Origin of the sequence: Anthropogastromicrobium aceti (assembly GCF_020687335.1) — a bacterium.
GTDB lineage: Bacteria > Bacillota > Clostridia > Lachnospirales > Lachnospiraceae > Anthropogastromicrobium > Anthropogastromicrobium aceti.
Map to the genome: position 1 here is coordinate 38,878 of NZ_JAJEQN010000024.1, position 18,561 is coordinate 57,438.

Annotated in this window: 15 protein-coding genes; 1 reads left to right on the forward strand and 14 read right to left on the reverse strand. The window is 41.8% G+C overall.

The features are described 5' to 3' along the window. Positions 1 to 59: 59 nt before the first annotated feature. Positions 60 to 1,451 (reverse strand): asparagine--tRNA ligase, encoded by a 1,392-nt coding sequence (gene asnS, locus LKD48_RS10085; protein WP_118614035.1) that lies wholly within the window; start codon positions 1,449 to 1,451, stop codon positions 60 to 62. A gap of 193 nt (positions 1,452 to 1,644) precedes the next feature. Here asnS and LKD48_RS10090 point away from each other — a divergent pair, with 193 nt between their 5' ends. Further along, positions 1,645 to 2,826 carry a cysteine desulfurase family protein gene (locus LKD48_RS10090; RefSeq protein WP_308731944.1) on the forward strand — a complete coding sequence of 394 codons (1,182 nt, stop codon included), beginning with the start codon at positions 1,645 to 1,647 and terminating at the stop codon, positions 2,824 to 2,826. Here LKD48_RS10090 and LKD48_RS10095 read toward each other — a convergent pair. The 13 genes from LKD48_RS10095 to LKD48_RS10155 all read right to left on the reverse strand — a co-directional run bounded on the left by LKD48_RS10095 (position 2,802) and on the right by LKD48_RS10155 (position 18,317). Further along, positions 2,802 to 3,704, reverse strand: a complete 903-nt coding sequence (locus LKD48_RS10095) for an ABC transporter permease (protein ID WP_308731945.1) — start codon at positions 3,702 to 3,704, stop codon at positions 2,802 to 2,804. The two genes, LKD48_RS10090 and LKD48_RS10095, sit on opposite strands and share 25 nt — an antisense overlap. Next, complete coding sequence (locus LKD48_RS10100) at positions 3,701 to 4,639, reverse strand: ABC transporter ATP-binding protein (protein WP_308731946.1); 939 nt, start codon at positions 4,637 to 4,639, stop codon at positions 3,701 to 3,703. Before LKD48_RS10100 ends, LKD48_RS10095 begins: the two co-directional genes overlap by 4 nt. Positions 4,640 to 4,676: 37 nt before the next feature. Beyond that, entirely contained in the window at positions 4,677 to 6,551 is a 1,875-nt protein-coding gene (locus LKD48_RS10105; protein WP_308731947.1) for a DUF8725 domain-containing protein, read from the reverse strand. Then, complete coding sequence (locus LKD48_RS10110; RefSeq protein WP_308731948.1) at positions 6,541 to 7,698, reverse strand: HAMP domain-containing sensor histidine kinase; 1,158 nt, start codon at positions 7,696 to 7,698, stop codon at positions 6,541 to 6,543. The genes LKD48_RS10105 and LKD48_RS10110 overlap by 11 nt, the downstream gene beginning before the upstream one ends. After that, positions 7,688 to 8,392, reverse strand: a complete 705-nt coding sequence (locus LKD48_RS10115; protein ID WP_308731949.1) for a response regulator transcription factor — start codon at positions 8,390 to 8,392, stop codon at positions 7,688 to 7,690. The genes LKD48_RS10110 and LKD48_RS10115 overlap by 11 nt, the downstream gene beginning before the upstream one ends. Positions 8,393 to 8,449: 57 nt before the next feature. Next, positions 8,450 to 10,600, reverse strand: coding sequence for an RNA degradosome polyphosphate kinase (locus tag LKD48_RS10120; RefSeq protein ID WP_308731950.1), 2,151 nt, complete (start codon positions 10,598 to 10,600; stop codon positions 8,450 to 8,452). A gap of 35 nt (positions 10,601 to 10,635) precedes the next feature. Next, positions 10,636 to 12,171 carry a Ppx/GppA phosphatase family protein gene (locus tag LKD48_RS10125; protein WP_308731951.1) on the reverse strand — a complete coding sequence of 512 codons (1,536 nt, stop codon included), beginning with the start codon at positions 12,169 to 12,171 and terminating at the stop codon, positions 10,636 to 10,638. 23 nt (positions 12,172 to 12,194) lie between these two features. Then, a complete protein-coding gene (locus LKD48_RS10130) occupies positions 12,195 to 13,493 on the reverse strand; it encodes an ATP-binding protein (protein WP_262538952.1) in 1,299 nt (432 codons plus the stop codon). 62 nt (positions 13,494 to 13,555) lie between these two features. Next, positions 13,556 to 14,686, reverse strand: coding sequence for a prephenate dehydratase (pheA, locus tag LKD48_RS10135; protein ID WP_066562807.1), 1,131 nt, complete (start codon positions 14,684 to 14,686; stop codon positions 13,556 to 13,558). Between the two features lie 87 nt (positions 14,687 to 14,773). Further along, positions 14,774 to 15,595, reverse strand: a complete 822-nt coding sequence (gene folK, locus LKD48_RS10140; RefSeq protein WP_118614015.1) for a 2-amino-4-hydroxy-6-hydroxymethyldihydropteridine diphosphokinase — start codon at positions 15,593 to 15,595, stop codon at positions 14,774 to 14,776. A 35-nt stretch (positions 15,596 to 15,630) separates the two neighbouring features. Continuing rightward, complete coding sequence (gene folP / locus LKD48_RS10145) at positions 15,631 to 16,440, reverse strand: dihydropteroate synthase (RefSeq protein WP_227101595.1); 810 nt, start codon at positions 16,438 to 16,440, stop codon at positions 15,631 to 15,633. 13 nt (positions 16,441 to 16,453) lie between these two features. Next, complete coding sequence (gene folE / locus LKD48_RS10150; protein ID WP_066562812.1) at positions 16,454 to 17,008, reverse strand: GTP cyclohydrolase I FolE; 555 nt, start codon at positions 17,006 to 17,008, stop codon at positions 16,454 to 16,456. A gap of 22 nt (positions 17,009 to 17,030) precedes the next feature. Then, entirely contained in the window at positions 17,031 to 18,317 is a 1,287-nt protein-coding gene (locus LKD48_RS10155; RefSeq protein WP_308731952.1) for a bifunctional folylpolyglutamate synthase/dihydrofolate synthase, read from the reverse strand. Positions 18,318 to 18,561: the final 244 nt, after the last annotated feature.

The window sequence follows — 18,561 nt, forward strand, 5'->3', positions numbered from 1 at the left end:
GTTGCCACCATAAACTATACTCATCTGCCCAGCAAGGTTGTCCTTGTTATAAATATACATTAGATATCACAGTTATTTACAGTTCTTGGGAATGGGATTACGTCGCGGATGTTGCCCATTCCTGTCAGGTACATAACGCAGCGCTCAAATCCCAGACCAAAGCCTGCATGACGTGCACTTCCGTACTTTCTTAAATCCAGATAGAAGCCATAATCTTCTTCGTTTAAGCCAAGTTCTTTCATACGCTCTGTCAGCTTTGTATAGTCGTCCTCTCTCTGGCTTCCTCCGATGATTTCTCCGATACCTGGTACGAGGCAGTCCATTGCGGCAACTGTCTTTCCATCTTCATTTTGCTTCATGTAGAATGCCTTGATTTCCTTCGGATAATCAGTTACAAATACAGGACGCTTGAAGATCTCCTCTGTCAGATAACGCTCATGCTCTGTCTGTAAATCACAGCCCCAGCTTACCTTATAATCAAACTTATCATTGTGCTTCTCTAAAATCTCGATTGCCTCTGTGTAGGTGACATGACCAAACTCAGAGTTTAATACGTGATTTAAGCGATCTAATAATCCCTTGTCGATGAAGGAATTGAAGAACTCCATCTCCTTTGGTGCCTTCTCTAATACATAGCGAATTACATACTTTAACATTTCCTCTGCTAACTTCATATCATCATTTAAATCAGCAAATGCCATCTCAGGCTCGATCATCCAGAACTCTGCTGCATGACGTGTAGTGTTTGAGTTTTCTGCACGGAATGTCGGTCCAAAGGTGTAGATGTTTCTAAATGCCATTGCATATGTCTCACCGTTTAACTGTCCACTTACAGTCAGGTTAGTTGGCTTTCCAAAGAAGTCCTGTGAGTAGTCAACCTTTCCATCCTCTGTCTTCGGGATGTTGTTTAAATCCATAGTTGTTACCTGAAACATCTCGCCTGCACCCTCGCAGTCACTTCCAGTGATCAATGGAGTGTGCACATATACAAAGCCCTTCTCCTGGAAGAACTGATGAATAGCAAATGCGATCAAAGAACGAACACGGAAAACTGCCTGGAAGGTGTTTGTACGCGGACGCAGATGGGAAATGGTACGCAGATATTCCATGCTGTGACGCTTCTTCTGTAACGGATAGTCTGGTGTAGATGCACCCTCAACTGTAACAGTCACTGCCTGAATCTCGAATGGCTGCTTTGCCTGCGGTGTAGCAACTAATGTTCCCTTTACAATCAGGGCTGTACCTACATTGCACTTTGAGATCTCTGCAAAATTCTCCATTGTATCATGATATACTACCTGAATTGGCTCAAAGCTAGTTCCATCGCTGAGTACGATAAATCCAAATGTCTTGGAATCACGGATACTGCGAATCCATCCTCCTACTGTTACTTCCTTATCCATATACGCGTCCGGCTGCGCAAAAATTTCGCGGACTGTAATTAATTCCATAATTGCCTCCTTTTAGTAAATGAAATTGCGGCAGCAAATTTTTTTCATAACAGCTGCACACAGTTGTTTTTAATTATACCGCGAATAAACGAATATGACAACTGCCTTTTTTCGCAATCCCGGTACTTTACAGTTGTTTTTTCATAAGATAAAATAGAAGGCAGCAACTTCCATAAAGAAAGGATCCTTTTTTATGAACCAAATCTATCTTGATCATGCCGCAACGACCCCACCTCTACCAGAGGTCTGCGACACTATGATCTCTTATATGAAAAGTGAATGGGGAAATCCCTCTTCGCTGTATGATTTTTCCGATGAACCACGACGCGCCGTTTTGGACGCGCGTGCACATACTGCCGCCCTGATCCATGCTGATCCAAAGCGCATATTCTTTACTTCCGGCGGCTCTGAATCTGACAGCTGGGCACTTATTGGTTGCGCACGGCTGCTTCGCTGTAAAGGAAATCACATCATCGTCTCTGCTATTGAACATCATGCAATTTTGCATGCAACCGCCTTCCTTGAAGATGAAGGCTTTGATGTCACTTATCTGATGCCTGATGCAGCCGGCTTCATTCACCCTGAAAATCTTCTAAAGGCCATGCGCCCTGATACGATTCTTGTGTCAATTATGATGGCAAATAATGAAATTGGTACGATACAGCCAATTTCTGATTTAGCTTATATTGCTCATACAAACGGCTGTGAGGGCTGTCTTTTTCACACTGATGCTGTTCAGGCATACGGACAAATTCCTATTGACGTAAAACGTCTTGGAGTTGATCTTTTAAGTGCCAGTGCACATAAAATTTATGGACCAAAGGGCATCGGTCTTTTGTATATCCGCGATGGCGTTACACTGACACCACTTATATTTGGCGGAGGGCAGGAAAGTGGCATTCGCGGAGGCACAGAAAATGTACCGGCAATTGCAGGCTTTGGCGTGGCAGCAAAAATCGCATTCAATCAGATGCGCGCCACAATGCGTCACGAAATTGCCCTTCGCAATTATCTGATTCAACGAGTACTGCATGAAATTCCATTTTGTCAGTTAAATGGCAGTCACCAAAATCGTCTTCCCGGCAATGCAAACTTTTCATTCGAATATGTCGAGGGCAGCTCCCTTCTTATGATGCTTGACGCGCAAGGTATCTGTGCATCATCTGGCTCTGCTTGTGCCTCTTCATCTGCGGAGCCGTCCCATGTACTGACTGCAATCGGATTGCCTGATGAGCTTGCACATGCTTCGCTTCGTCTGACACTTGGACGAAACACAACAAAAAAAGAGCTGGACTTAGTTGTTTCAATATTAAAAGAAACAATTGACCAGCTCAGAAGTATTTCTGATTCTTATCTTAATCGGATTTCGCGATAGTTGCCTTTTCGCTTACTGTATAAGATATGAACGGCATATAATAACTCAAATGCTACGATGGCTGCCTGTACTAATAAACTTACGGGCAGCCAATGCTGCGTAATCCAGTTTTGTTTATAATTTCCCATGTAATTAATCATATCAAAAATTGCACTGCGGCTTCCCGCCTGGTAATTTAATACACCATAAAATGTGACAACTGGATTAGTAAGAAGCAGATAATGATACCAGGATACAGGACTTCCCAACTGATCTCCATAGACTGATGAGCTGTACAAAAGGCTCGGTGCAAGATGAACAAATAATGTTCCACCGATCAAAATCAGATTTGAAGCGTAGGCAGAAAGCGCCGCGTAGACTGAACGATTTGCACCTGCTGAGCATAGAATGGAGAGCGAACAAATCTCAAGTGCAACAACAAGAAGCACGCTGATCATTGCAATAAGATCGCGCATCTGAACACCACCGTACACAAATACAAGTGAAAAAACTGGAAGTGATGTCACAATAAGCACAAACATCATATTCATGCAAGAAACAAGCTTTCCTAAAATCACCTGCCATGGCGAAACACCCGTCGATAAAAACAGCTCCAGATTTCCATTTTCGCGCTCCTGACTGATGCCAGTTCCTGCAAGTGCCGGGGCGATAAAAACGATCATCAAACATTCTGCCATCGCAAGCGTAAGATATAACTGAAGCAGTGCGGCATAATCATTTTCACTGCTCGTCTTCATGTAACTTACCATGTTCATGAATACAACTATTGCTATAACAGCAATCACACTGTTAACAGAAAGAACAGCAATTAGAAATGCCTTGCTGCGGTTTGCTGCCCAACGATCCTTTTCATATATTGGATTATGAAATTTGCTCATCTTCTCCCCTTTCCGCCTGAAATTTCACGCTCTAACAGATTTTCCAGACTGCTCTGCCCACGGCTAAATGAGTATACCTTGACATTGCTTTCTATAAGTTTTTTTAAAAGTGCAGCTTCATCTTTGATGCCTCCAGCAAAATGCATAACGATAAAATTACCATCTCTTGAAATCGTGCGCACAAGCGCTTCCTTTCGCAAAATGGCAACAGCTGCCTCAGGCGCTTCACAGACACGAAGATATAAAAGTGCCTCGCTTCTTGCCTGACGAAGAATATCTGACAGATTTCCTTCACTTATAATGCGTCCCTTCTCAATAATACCGATCTCACCGCAAAGATGCGCTGCATCTGGAAGTGACTGCGATGCCATTAAGACAGTTACCTCATCCTCTGCAAGAATAGCAAACAATTCCTCCATCGCAAGCTTTTGTGCACTCTCCATCCCATTAAATGGATCATCAAGAAGCAGCAGGCGCGGACGATGAATAATCGCCCGCAAAAAGGAAAGTTCTCTTCTGACACTAGCAGACTGCTCCTCCACAAGCTGCTCTGCTCTTCGCTCAAGGTGCCCCATCTGAAGCACCTCCATGCAGCGCTCTCTCGCTGCAAGACCATAAAGTCCCTGCGCATGTGCATACACTTCGAGATACTCCATTACCTGAAGACGCGGAAAATAACCATCCTGCGATCCCATATAGCCCAGAATACGAAGAATATTTTTCTTATTTTCTCGTTTTGACACATCCATCCCATTAATGTAAATATTTCCGCTTTGCGGCTCTAAAAGACCAGAACAAAGACGAAGAAGTGTTGTCTTACCTGACCCTTTTCTGCCAAGAAGCGCATAAAAGCTGCCCGGCGTAACGTTTAGCGTAAGCTCGTCGATCAAAGTCTTATTTTTTACCTTAAATTTAAGCTGATTTACAGACAGCATACATGCCTCCTATCTAATAGTTATCATGTTACATCCGTCAGTTCTGTGTGACAGACAAACAAATAATGGTATCATTTTCTACCGGATAATCTGTATACTGCTGTATAGCAGGCATATAATCAATTTGCGCCATAACATATAACTGCTCTTTTTTTGTATACAAATAGTATTCATAATAATCTGCTAGCTTTCCAATCCACTGACAGCGGTTTTTGTATGCACCATCTGAAAACTGATCTTTTGTCATCATATGAACACGTCCATTTTGCTGTTCTGTCTCCAAATCAATTGTCTCCCCCGGCTTCCAGTGCTCGATCAGTGCAAGCTCATTTCCTGTATTTACTACAGCCGATATAAGTTCGTATTCAGTATTATTTACAAGTGTTCCAAAAACTCCTGACGCATTTTCTTCAACTGTGCCTGTAATAGTTCCGATACCTGAAATATTATTTCCAAGTGCAAAACAGCGTGAGGAAAAGGCTGTCAGGTTTTCCAAAGACAAAAGTGTCTGCTCTTTAGAAAAATCAAACGACACGACACGCTTTGCATTGACAGTTCCGTTTTGTGTGCCGCTTCCCCAATAATACTCTTCCATAAGTGATGTAACATGGTATGCTGGATTAATGCTTACCTCATAGCTGCTGTTAAACGGTGCCTGAATGCTTGTATAGATTGTTTCACTATTCTCATTTTCTCTGCTGTTCTCATCAGATAATACAGTGAGGCTTCGAATAAATGGCCGTGAATAACGTGTGCTTGTTCCTACTATGAATATCAAAATGGAAAAGCATGCAGCAAGCAGACAGACAAGCGGGCGAAACCAGCGTATCCTTTTTTTCTTGCGCATCAAAAGATAAATTCCAGGAATGCCAACTACTAGATATAAAATTAAAATGGCTACATATATCCATACCTTTGGTGTCTCAGCAGATGATTTATGTGTCCTGAGTCTGTAAAGCAGCGATGAATTTTCATAAACACTAAGAGAGCTAAAATCTTCTGAGTAGCTTCCGCTTGCTCCTTTGCTCAAGATTAGAATAAACTGCGACTTTCTTTCATCTGTAAGACGTGACACAGTCTGGCTGAGTGTTTTTCCAAGAAACCATACACTTCCATCTCCAAGACTTCTGTAAAGTAGCTTTTGGTTACTGCCTGCACTAAAAGTTTTGGAGCTGCCAAATCCGTTTATATTCATTTTCTGGAGTGCTGTCCATCCGCCGCTTCCCTCAAATACAATCGTACCGCCCTCTTTTACCCAATCTAACAATGCATTTTTCACATCACTGCTTAGTTCTTCAAAATAAGCAACATCAACCGATAAAAAATCGAGCATACCATAGCCCTCTTTTTCGGTATACAAATTGTCTTCTGTGAGTGTGACAGTTCGTACTGAAACTGCTGTTCCAAGATCATTTCTTTTAATTTGCTCTGGCCATGATACGGTATCTGTCTGTTTTCCCATATGGCCTGCTAAAAGCATATTCTGCCATTCATCATATGCCTGATAGGTACATGTTCTGCTGTAAATGACACGCTCATAACTATCAAGAAGTTCAATTGTAATCTGACTGCTGTATTTCGCTGCAGGGACAATAAACGAGATCGTCTGTTCACTTTCCTCTGACAATGGCTTTCGGTACGCATAGTAATCACTTGCATTTGTCGGCACTGTAAGAACACATGTTTTGCCCTCTTTTGCATAATCTCCATCAACATGCACCGTAACTGGAAAAGGATGTTCTTCCACAAGAATCCCTTCTCTTCCAAGACCAAGACTGACACTGACTGTTCCTGAATAGGCGCGGTACGCGCGTTTTGAAGCATTTTTACAGCCACCTGCTGTAAGCAGGCATAGGATAATTGTAAAAAACAGTACTGTGACTGCAGTGCGATGGGTAGTTTTAGCTCTCATCTGACACCTCCTGCTTAGCGTGATTGTCGTCCTCGATATTTTCTTCATGTGTGCTTGGCAGCATCACACTAAAAACAGTTCCCTCAAGGCTGCTTTTTGCCGCAATTGAACCTCCGTGTATACGCGCCACATTTGCTGCAATCGCAAGACCAAGACCTGTTCCTCCTGTAGCGGAATTTCTTGAACTTTCAGCACGGTAAAACTTTTCAAATACGCGGTCTAAATCCTTTTGCGGAATTACCTTTCCAAAGTTAATGATATCTACTGTGATTGCTTCTTTTTGTGTTCTCGTCTTTACAATCAGAAGCTTTCCCTCTTTTCCATACTTGATTGCATTGTTAATCAAGTTGTCAAAAAGACGCACAAGAAGCGTAGCGTCACCCTGAATTACAAAATTTGATGCATCGGGATGGTACTCGTAATCCATCTCGTTATTCTCAAATACCGGATAAAATTCATCAAGAAGCTGCGCTAAAAGTGTGATTATATCAATTGGCTGCATATTTGTAGTCTGCTTACTGTAGCTAAGCTTAGTAAATCCAAACAAATCTTCTATCATCTGCTGCAAATGTTTTGCCTTGTCATGAGCAATCCTGATGTAATTCTGACGCGTCTCTTCTGGGAGATCCTTTCTCATGGAAAGAATATCAAGATATCCTAAAATTGATGTGAGCGGTGTACGCAAATCATGTGCAATATTAGTTATCAGCTCATTTTTTGTCTCCTCTGCCTGCTTTTCTTTTTCAAGAAGCTGCTCGATCTCCTCTGCCATGTGATTGACCTGCATTGCAATATCTGACAGCTCATTATCGCCTCGCACTGGAATACGCGTATTAAAATGTCCTTCTGAAATCTCCTGAAGAGATGCTGAAATCTTTCTTGTATATTTGAGTGTTCGATGCTGAAGCATACCAAACACAAAAGCAAACACACATATGCCAATCAGCAGATAAACAAAAATCAGGGGCGCGTTATACTCACCTGACAAACTGGCGACGCTCCCCTGAAAACCGAACTGACACAAAATCACGTCGGCCAGCTTGCTGTTTAGCAAAAGTGCGACCTCAGCCGCCAGCGCGGCAGCTGCACTTAACACAGTGTTAAGCAGCAGACTGCCTCTATATTTCACTTTATTTTTACTGGTCAATTTTGTATCCAACTCCCCATACGGTTGTTATGATCTTATCCTCACGATTATCATCCTTGATTTTTGTACGAAGACGGCGGATATGTACCATAACAGTATTATTTGCCTCGTAAACAGTTTCATTCCAGACGTTTTTAAAGATTTCGTCTGTACTGAATACCTTGCCTGGGTTTTGTGCCAACAGACAAAGAATATCAAATTCAAGCGGTGTCAGCTTAATTTCCTCACCATCTACAGTAACAACATGAGTTGTGCGATTAATCACAACACCTCGTATTGAAATGACTTCACTTGCGTCCTTTTTTTGTACGCCATCTGGATTAAATTCCGTATAACGGCGAAGCTGTGACTTGACTCTTGCAGTAAGCTCTAATGGGCTAAACGGCTTTGTCACGTAGTCATCTGCTCCGCAGCCAAGTCCAAGAATTTTATCAAGATCTGCTGACTTAGCACTTAAAAAGATAACAGGAATGTTGCTGAATTTCCTAATCTGTCTGCACATCTCGATGCCGTCCATCTCCGGCATCATAATGTCTAAAATAGCCAGCTGAATATCATGCTCCTGTAAAATCTCAAGACCTTCTTTTGCACTGTATGCCTTCCAGACACGATATCCATCGCTGACAAGATAGATTTCAAGAAGATCAGCAATTTCTCTCTCGTCATCTGTTACTAATATATTAATTTGATCCATGTTTTTCTCCGTTTCTCTTTGCTGCTGCCTAAACCAGACGACAGCAGCAAATTTTTATTAATCTTGCGCATCCTCTGCCGTAAGCGGCTCAAATACGCGCTGCTTTTGCAGCCCTTCATTTTCATCCTCTCTTACAGCCTCTGCTTCTGCTTCTTTACAGAAAACATCCTGAGAATCAACAATTTCCTTTCCTCTTTTGTCGATGCGCTCATACTGACCGCTTTCGTCCATCTTCATGATTCTTGCACGTACAGTATCCTCAAGCTCAACCTCTAAAATGTGACGTACCTTTGCGCGCACAGATGGATCAAGCACCGGGAATGTAATCTCTACTCTTCTGTCAAGATTTCTTGGCATCCAATCTGCACTTCCCATATAAATTTCTTCATTTCCGCCATTTCCAAAACAGAAAATACGGCTGTGCTCAAGGAAGGTTCCTACTATAGAGCGCACGCGAATGTTTTCGCTGACTTCTGGTATACCTGTCTTTACGCAGCAGATACCACGAATGATCAGATCAATCTTAACACCGGCTGCTGAAGCCTCATAAAGTGCTGCAATGATGCCTTTATCACAAAGGGAGTTCATCTTAGCAATGATATATGCCGGACGGCCGCTCTTTGCAAACTCAGTTTCTCTTTTAATCCATGACAAAAACTTTCCTCTTAGCCACAGCGGTGCTACAGCAAGCTGGTTCCAAGACTCCGGCTCTGAATAACCAGACAGCATGTTAAATACAGCAGTAGCATCCTCACCAATCATGCGGTTGCATGTCATGATACCACAGTCAGTGTAAAGCTTTGCAGTCGCATCATTATAATTTCCAGTTCCTAAATGTACATAGCGACAGATTCCATCTTCCTCATCACGAACGATAAGTGTAATCTTGCTATGCGTCTTTAAGCCGCGAAGACCATAAATTACATGGCAGCCTGCTTTCTCAAGCATCTTTGCCCATACAATATTGTGTTCCTCATCAAAACGTGCCTTCAGCTCGACAAGAACTGTTACCTGCTTGCCATTTTCTGCTGCCTTTGCAAGTGCTGCAACGATTGGTGAATTGCCGCTGACACGGTACAATGTCTGTTTGATCGCCAACACCTTTGGATCAACTGCTGCTTCTTTAATAAAGTTTACAACAGGGTCGAATGTGATGTATGGATGATGCAGGAAAATATCACCTTTTTTAATGTTGTCAAAGATGGACAGCTCTGGGTCAATCTGCGGGCATCTCTGTGGCTTATACTTTGGCTGCTTGAATGCATCAAAGCCTTCCATTCCATAGAGCTTCATTAAAAATGTAAGATCGAGCGGTCCTTGGATCTTATAAATTTCCTCGTCTGATATTGCCAGCTCTTTTTTAAGATATTTGAGCAGATATTTGTCAATCTCCTCACTGACCTCAAGCTTGATTGCCTCGCCCCACTGGCGCTGCTTTAACTGCTTTTCAATCTCCTGAAGAAGATCCTCTGCTTCCTCCTCGTCGATGCTAAGATCTGCGTTTCTTTCAATACGGTATGCAGCAGTACTTATGACATCATAATTTAAAAACAGCTTGCTGATATTTCTGCGGATGATTTCTTCAAGAAGAATCAGCTTAACACCCTCTGTACATGGCAGCTGTACAATTCGTCCCATCACGGACGGCACCTGAACTGTCGCAAACTCAAGCTCTGGTTCCATTTCCTCTTCGCTTTGATTCTTTGTCTTAATAAGTGCAGCAATATTTAATGACTTATTTCTGATTAATGGAAATGGTCTTGATGCATCTACAGCCATCGGTGTTAAAACAGGGTACACCTTTTCCATAAAGAAATTGTCTGCAAATGATGCTTCCTCATCGTTCATCTGCTCAAATGAAGTTAACACGGTGATATGCTCCTTTGCCAACAACGGCAAAAGACTTCTGTTATATGTTGAATATTGTGTCTGAGTAAATTCATGAAGTGCTTCGCTGATAGCTGAAAGCTGCTCCTTTGGTGTCATACCTGCAATGTCCGGCTTTTTGTAGCCGGCATTTACCATATCCTTTAATGATGCAACACGCACCATAAAAAATTCATCCAGATTTGATGAGGTGATGCTTAAGAATTTGAGGCGCTCAAACAACGGATTACTCTTATCCCTTGCCTCTTCCAGCACACGATAGTTGAACTGAATCCAGCTTAATTCTCTGTTTGTATAATATTGACTATTTTCAAAATCCATCTTGCCAACCTGCCTTTCTATTTTTCTCTATTTTCTCACTGTTTCTTTTTCTTCTGCTTAATTTCAAACCCAAGTCCGTATACTTCCTCAAAGAAATCCTGCTTATCCTTTAATGTCTTTTTCTCGAGCGTAATGTTGTCCGGATAAGCTGTCGTGATCACGATATTTGAGTCCTTAATAGTCAGCTTCATATCGGCAAATTTCTGGCGGTGGCTTCGGTCAAGCGCATTGCATACTCTTAAGATAGCTGCTAATTTCATAACAATCAAATATTCGTCATTGCCAAGCTTCCCATCAAATTCCCTGAAATTTGGAAGCTCCATTGTGTTGTAGCGGACAATGCTTGCAACCATCTCACGCTCCATATGAGAAATTCCGAGAATTTCTGTAGACATAATAATTTGATATGCACACTCGCCCGGTGCACTCATACTTATAAATTTTCCACAGTCATGTAAAATGGCAGCCAGACGAAGAAGCAGACGCTCACGCTCCCCAAGACCATGATATTTTTGCAGCAGATCAAAAAACTTGCCTGCCATCTGCTCAAGATATTCTGCATGAGCCTGATTTCCTTTGTAGCGCTTGCAGATTGTCTTTGCAGATGCAATTATGTCTTCTTCGAAATTGTATGTGATGCGTCCAAGCTTATGCTTTTCCATGTAATCAATTGCATAACCGTCACAAAGATCAGACTGCGGAATCCATATTCTCTCTGCCTGACTTGCATCAAGAAGTGTCTGCGCTAAAATCATAACAGGAAGCACCATCGCTGCATACTCAAATGGCATGTCAAGCATCTGACTAATCTCACTTGTTGATTTTCCGCGAATCTGTGAGTACAAGTTTCTGATATCCTCTGCGGTTATGCCTGGATCTCCAGTATGCTCAAGCACCTTTCTGATCTGAGAAATAAGCGTATCACCGACAAGAATCAGACTGCGGATCGTGTGATCCTTTAAGAACATTTTCTCAAATGTCTGTACATCATTGTCGATCATTTCCTTTAACACAAGCTCTACAACAGGATATTCCCATGAAAATGCAGAGAACATCTCACCAATCTTTGCCATTCCAAGACGAATATTCTGTGTAGTTGCAAGAGCTTTTTTCTCGTAAATAGAAATCTGTAAGCTTCCTGCACCAATATCAACCATAGCTGTTCCTTTTTCCGGAAGCTTGAAATCATTTTCTCTTGCAATTACACCCTTAATTCTTACATAACGCTGCTCGGAATTACTAAGCACTCGCACGCGGATTCCTGTGCGCACCTCGATCTGGTCCACGACCATTGCACAGTTTTTTGCCTCACGCACGGCACTGTTTGCAAGTGCATAATACTCTGTTATTCCATACTCAGCCAGCGTCTGCTTAAAATGAGTAAATGCATTACAGATCTGTTCTAAGACCTGTGCACTGATTCGCCCCTCTGAATATGTATCTTTTCCTACCGGAACCATTCGGCGCAGGCTGTCAATCACCTGCATTCCCTTTCTAGGAGCAATCTCGTACACTTTCATAATCACGTCCTGTGCCCCGATCTCCATTACTGCCATACGCACTGCTGCCATAATTTCACGTCCTTTCTATTGCTTTACTGTTTTTTTAATGCCTTTTGTCCAAGCAGATAAATAATAAACTGCTGTGCACACCTTCCGCTTCTGCCTCCATGATTTAATTCCCATCTGCCTGCCTCTAACAAAAGCTCGTCTGTGTCCATTTCGATGCCATTCTTTTTTGCAAGATTGATCACGATATCATCATACTCCTGCTTTTCTGGTGCACCATAATAGATAGTTACGCCAAAACGTGCCACCAAAGACAGCTTTTCCTGCACTGTATCTGAAGAATGAAGCTCTGGCTTATAATCCTTTACATCATCGAAGCTTTCCTTAATTAAATGACGGCGATTACTTGTAGCATAAATCAGCACATTATCTGGTTTTGTCTCAAGACCGCCCTCGATAACAGCCTTTAAATATTTGTACTCGATCTCAAACTCCTCAAATGACAAATCATCCATATAAATGATGAATTTATAATTGCGGCTTTTAATCTGAGAAATAATTTTTGGCAAATCTTTGAACTGATGCTTATACACCTCGATCAGACGAAGTCCCTTAGAATAAAACTCGTTCATGATTGCCTTTATGCTAGAGGATTTTCCTGTTCCGGCATCACCAAACAAAAGGCAATTGTTTGCGGCCTGTCCATTAACAAAACTAAGTGTATTATCAACTAACTTTTTCTTCTGACGCTCGTAACCTACAAGATCATCTAAATGCACATGCTCAGTACATGTGATTGGCTCGATGATTGGCTCTCCATCATTATCCTGGCCTATGCGGAATGCCTTATGAAGACCAAGCTTTCCAACACCATAATCGCGATAAAAATCTGTCAGCGTATGTAAAAAATCTTCCTCACTGTCACATGCACCAAGATTTTTTCCAAGCTCTGTGATGCTGTCGCGAATACGCTTGTTAAATACATGACCATTTGTATTAGAGTTTACATAATTCTCCAAAAGAGCTGCCAAGCTGCATCCAAATGCACGGTCTAAATCTTCAAGGCTTACTGCAAACATTTCTTTCCAAAATGAAATATCTGGAAGAACAAGCTTTGATAATGTTCCCTGCGGAAGACCCTTTTTCTCACATGCCTTAGAAAACGCATTTTCTGCATTTGCCAATATACAGGCAAGTACACTGTGCCACAGATTTTCCTGCAGTCCATAGGCTGCTGCCATCTCGATCATCTGATGGATGCAGTTTTCATAGCATTCTAAATCATCCTCGGTAAGCGCATCAATCTGTGCCTTTTTTGCCAATGTTCTCATCTGGTAAACCAGATCTTCGTGTTCAAAGTTTCTGTATAATAATAATCTGTTCATGTCAAATCCCCTGATGCTTTCTATAATAATTAATTCGTTACTTTTGAAACTTTTCTATGTTTTTAGTAGTTTCCCAAGATTTTCAAGCGTGCAGCCTCCTCTTTGATGCCAAGAATCGCATTTTCTACAGCTGCATCGGCAAGATTTCCTTCGAAATCAACAAAGAAGCGATACTCAAATGGCTGCTCTGGAATTGGTCTTGATTCGATTTTTGTCATATTCAAATCATTATAAATCATATGAGACAAAATCGTGTACAAACTTCCGCTCTCATGAGGAATCTCAAACATGATAGAAATCTTTGATGCATCCCTGCGGTAGCATTTTTTTCTGCTTACAATAATAAATCTTGTTGTATTAGTCTTGTTGTCATTGATTCCTTCCTCAAGAATCTCTAATCCATACAGCTTTGCCGCTGTTTCGCTTGCTATTGCAGCTGTCTTTGGATTATTTTCCTTAATGACCTTCTGTGCAGCCATTGCCGTATTTGCCTGACTGATCTGCTGCCAGGATGAGTGCTCATTTAAAAATTTTCCACACTGCATAAGTCCCTGCGGATGAGAGTAAACTGTCTGAATCTTATCTATGTCTGCACCCTTTAATCCTAGCAGACAATGACGTACAGGAAGATAATACTCGCCTACAATAGTATTATCGTAGCGTGTCAAAAGATCATACACATCACCAACCTGTCCGGCACTGGAATTTTCAAGAGGCAGCACGCCAAAATCAGCTTCTTTATTTGCAACTGCCTTCATGACCTCCTCGAAGTTTGGCACATGAAAATATGTTGCCAAGTCTCCAAAATATGCCATGGAAGCAGCATGACTGTATGCTCCTTCTACTCCCTGAAATACGACAGTTGCATTTATTTTGTCAATCTCATCCACACAGTCAAATGGAACCGGCTGAGCAACGCCCTCTTCCTTCATGATCTGATACTGACGCTTGCGGCAAATTGCCATGACCTGTGTAAACAAATCGCAGATGCCATGTTCTTTAAAACCATCCTCTGCAAGCTTTGACAAAGCTTCTAGCTTCTGGTTTTCTCTTGTTTTATCAAGCACCTTTTTATTATTCTGTATCTTGTATGCGGCTACATCCCTGCAGACATCAATTCGTTTCTGAAACAGGCGTGTGATTTCTTTATCTATCACGTCAATCTGTGCTCTTGATTCTGATAAATCTAACATATATTTTTTATTCCTCACTTATAACCTGTATTTTTGTTAATGCTATTTTGCAAGCAACTATGCTTCTCACAGTGAACTGTTTCTTATTTACTGCTCTGCGTTCAATTCTTCAAGCAGCTGTTTGATCGTGCTTTTACTTACCGGATGACGAAGCCATGGTGCAATCTGTGCCATCGGCACTAACACAAAACTTCTCTTTTCAATTTCTGGATGCGGTACAATCAGTCTCTTTGTTCCAAGGATCTGATCATCGTAGAAAAGCAAATCTAAATCAAGTGTCCTCGGTCCCCAATGAATCTTGCGCTCACGTCCTGCCTTTGCTTCAATACTCTGAAGCACATCTAAAAGTGCAAATGGCTCCAGCCAGGTACGAAGACATGCACAGCCATTTAAAAAATTTGGCTGATCAAGATAGCCATACGGCTCTGTCTCAATCCAGTCGGAAACACTTTCTATCTCAATGCCTTTTACTGCTTTTAATTCTTCAATGGCAACATCAAGATAGTTTTTCTTTTCTCCAAGATTTGAGCCAAGCGCAATATATGCAGTATGCCACTTTCTTGTTGTCTCGACTGCCACAGTTTCAAGCGGCAGACCAACAGGCGCCCACGGCTTTTCAATTTTGATTGTGATGCCGTTAATGAGCGGATTTGTCAGCAAAATTTCTTCAGCTGTAACTGCTGCTGCACGCTCTAAGAGCTTATGGTTTTCACGCTGCAAAATCTGCGTGATCTGTCTTGAGATTGCTCCATAATTTACTGTCTTATCAAGATCATCTGTCTGTGCAGCTGCTGTTGTATCAAGAGATAAAACAGCTGACACAACAAATTTTTGTCCTAGACGCTGCTCCTCTTCATATACACCATGATGGGCAAATACTTCAAGCCCCTTGATTTCTATTTTATCCATTCTATTTTATCTATCCTTTTATTGTAATAATCATATTAATTTTTAAGCAGAGCTTCTGCCATCTTAATTGCTCTCACATTTGCCTGTACATTGTGGACACGTACAAACATGCAGCCTTTCTGTACTGCCCAGACGGTCGTTACCATAGTGCCTTCTTCTCTCTGGTCTGATGGCAAATCAAGTGTCAGTCCAATCATTGATTTACGGCTTGTTCCAAGAAGCACCGGGCAGCCAAGTGTATCTAATACTTCAAGATGATTTGTGATGGCTAAATTCTGCTCATAATTTTTTGCAAAACCAACACCAGGATCGAGTATAATGGTATCCTTTGAAATTCCTGCTTTTTTTGCAATATTTAATGTCTCCTGCAAATCTGATACAACATCCTCTAAAAAGTTGTTATAATCCATTGTCTCTCGATTATGCATAAGACATGACGGCAGCTTTGCCTTTGCAATCACTTCTGCCATTTTTTTATCTGCCTTTAATCCCCAGATATCATTGATCAGATCAGCTCCTGCCGCAATCGCTGCACTTGCAACACCAGATTTGTAGGTGTCCACGGAAAGCGGAGTGTCAAAACGTTTCTTTAATGCCTCGATAACGGGTGCCACACGAGAAATTTCCTCTTCGTCTGAAATTCGTGTATAACCACCAGGTCTTGTCGATTCGCCGCCAATATCTAAGATATCTGCACCTTCTTCAATCATGCGCTGTGCATGAAAAAGTGCATCGTCCATATGATTCCAGCGTCCACCATCTGAAAATGAGTCTGGTGTAACATTTAAAATTCCCATTACGTAGGTATGACCGCTTGTCTGAAAGTCTCTGTTTCCTATTCTCATTTTTTCCTCCAACTTAGCGAACCATCATCAAAACACGATTGATCAGCTCGTCATTATTTTCAAAGACGCCTCTGCACACATATGTTAACGTCTTGGTACCTGGCTTTCTTACGCCGCGCATTGTCATGCACATATGCTCTGCTTCTATTACAACCATAACACCCTTTGGCTTTAAATGTTCCATAAGTGCATCAGCCGTCTGAGCTGTCAGCTGCTCCTGAATCTGTGGGCGCTTTGCAAATACTTCTATTGTTCTTGCCAGCTTGGAAAGTCCTGCAACTCTGCCATCTGGTATATATGCTATATGTGCTTTTCCATAAAATGGTAGCAAATGATGTTCACACACTGAATAAAGATCAATGTCTTTTTCTAATATCAGCTCGTTATTCTTTGCTTCAAATGTTGTATGCAAATATTGTCCTGCATCCTGCCCCAGTCCGCCATATATTTCACTGCACATACGTGCAACGCGGTCGGGAGTTCCTAACAGTCCCTCTCTGTTTGGATCTTCACCGATTCCTTCTAAAAACAAGCGCACAGCCTGTTCAATCTTTTCTTTATCCATAATTCCTCGTCTCTATTTTATTTGCTTACATTCTGTCGTTGCGTTTCATCCACTCTTTTACCCTTGCAAGAATTGTAAGGGTTCCGCACACAACCACTGGATTGTTCTGTGATACAGCCGCTTCCATTGCTTTTTCAATACCATCCTCACTGTCAAATGAAGTGACCTTTAACTGTGAAAAACGCTTTTTAATTGCAGCTTTTAAATCTGTGCTTTTCATTGCCCTTGGTGATGGCGGTGTCACAGTAAACACGTTTGATGCGCGGCCAAATAAAATTTCAATTTCTTTTTCGTAATCTTTATCTGCCAGAACACCACAGACATAGCAAATCGGCACTGCACCAAACATTTGATTTACAGACTCACGAAGGCGTCTTATGCCATCTGGATTATGCGCACCATCTAATATTATATCAGGTGAACCGCTATGAAGCTCAAAGCGTCCGCCCCAGCGTGTTTTTTCAATTCCATCATAAATGTGCTTTTTTTCAATTGGATAGCTGCTGCTAAGTACGCTTGCTGCCTGTACGGCAAGTGCAGCATTTTCAGGCTGACAACTTCCAAGCATCTTTAAATGCAGATTTTCAAATTCTCGAAAAAATACAATGCTCTCTCGCTTATCAGAAAATATCTGACGCACCTCATCGCGGTGTACCTCGTAAAGCGGCGTGTCTGCTGCTTTTGCTGCTGCACGAATTGGCTCCATCGCATCTTCCTTCTGCTCGATGCAAATAACAGGTGCACCCGGCTTTATAATACCAGCCTTATGTGCTGCAATCTCGCTGATCTTATTTCCAAGGATACGGCAATGATCCATGCTAATTGATGTTATGATACTGCATACGGTTGTTGTCACAATATTTGTAGCATCCATGTCACCGCCAAGACCTGCCTCTAAAATTGCCAGCTCGCAGCCTTTTTTGGCAAAATACCAAAACGCCAATGCTGTTTCCTGTTCAAAAGCAGTAGGTGTTTCGCCGTCAAGACTCGCTGCAGCCTCTGCCACTGCTGTCACGCCTTTGGCATATTCGCTTTCACTTATACAGCTTCCACATGCGAAATACTGCTCTGTGCTTGAAAATACAGCTGGAGATGTATATCTTCCTACTTTAATTCCTGCCTCTAATAAGATTGAAGTGAGATAGGCAGCTGTTGATCCCTTGCCGTTTGTTCCTGCAACCTGAATAAATTTGACTTTATCCTGCGGATTATTAAGTTTAGCCATCAGATGGCGCATTGTGTCAAGTCCCAGAACGATTCCCTTTTGACTTCGCACCTTTTCCAGATAATTTTGTGCTTCCAAAAAGTCCATGGAGTCCCCCTTTCAAGGTTTTTGTCAGATAGATTTGAGCTTTTGACCCTAGTATCATAATAATATAATTTTTCATTTTATTGACATACGCCCACGGTTAAAACCGTGGGATTCCTTAGATTCTTGTAGCGTCATTCAACCCTATAGACTGAAATATAGCCACAGTATTCAGGATTTATGCTGATGGGATTTCATACGTCGTGTACTACTTTCTCAGCAAAAGACCTATGCCGAAGCCTTATGT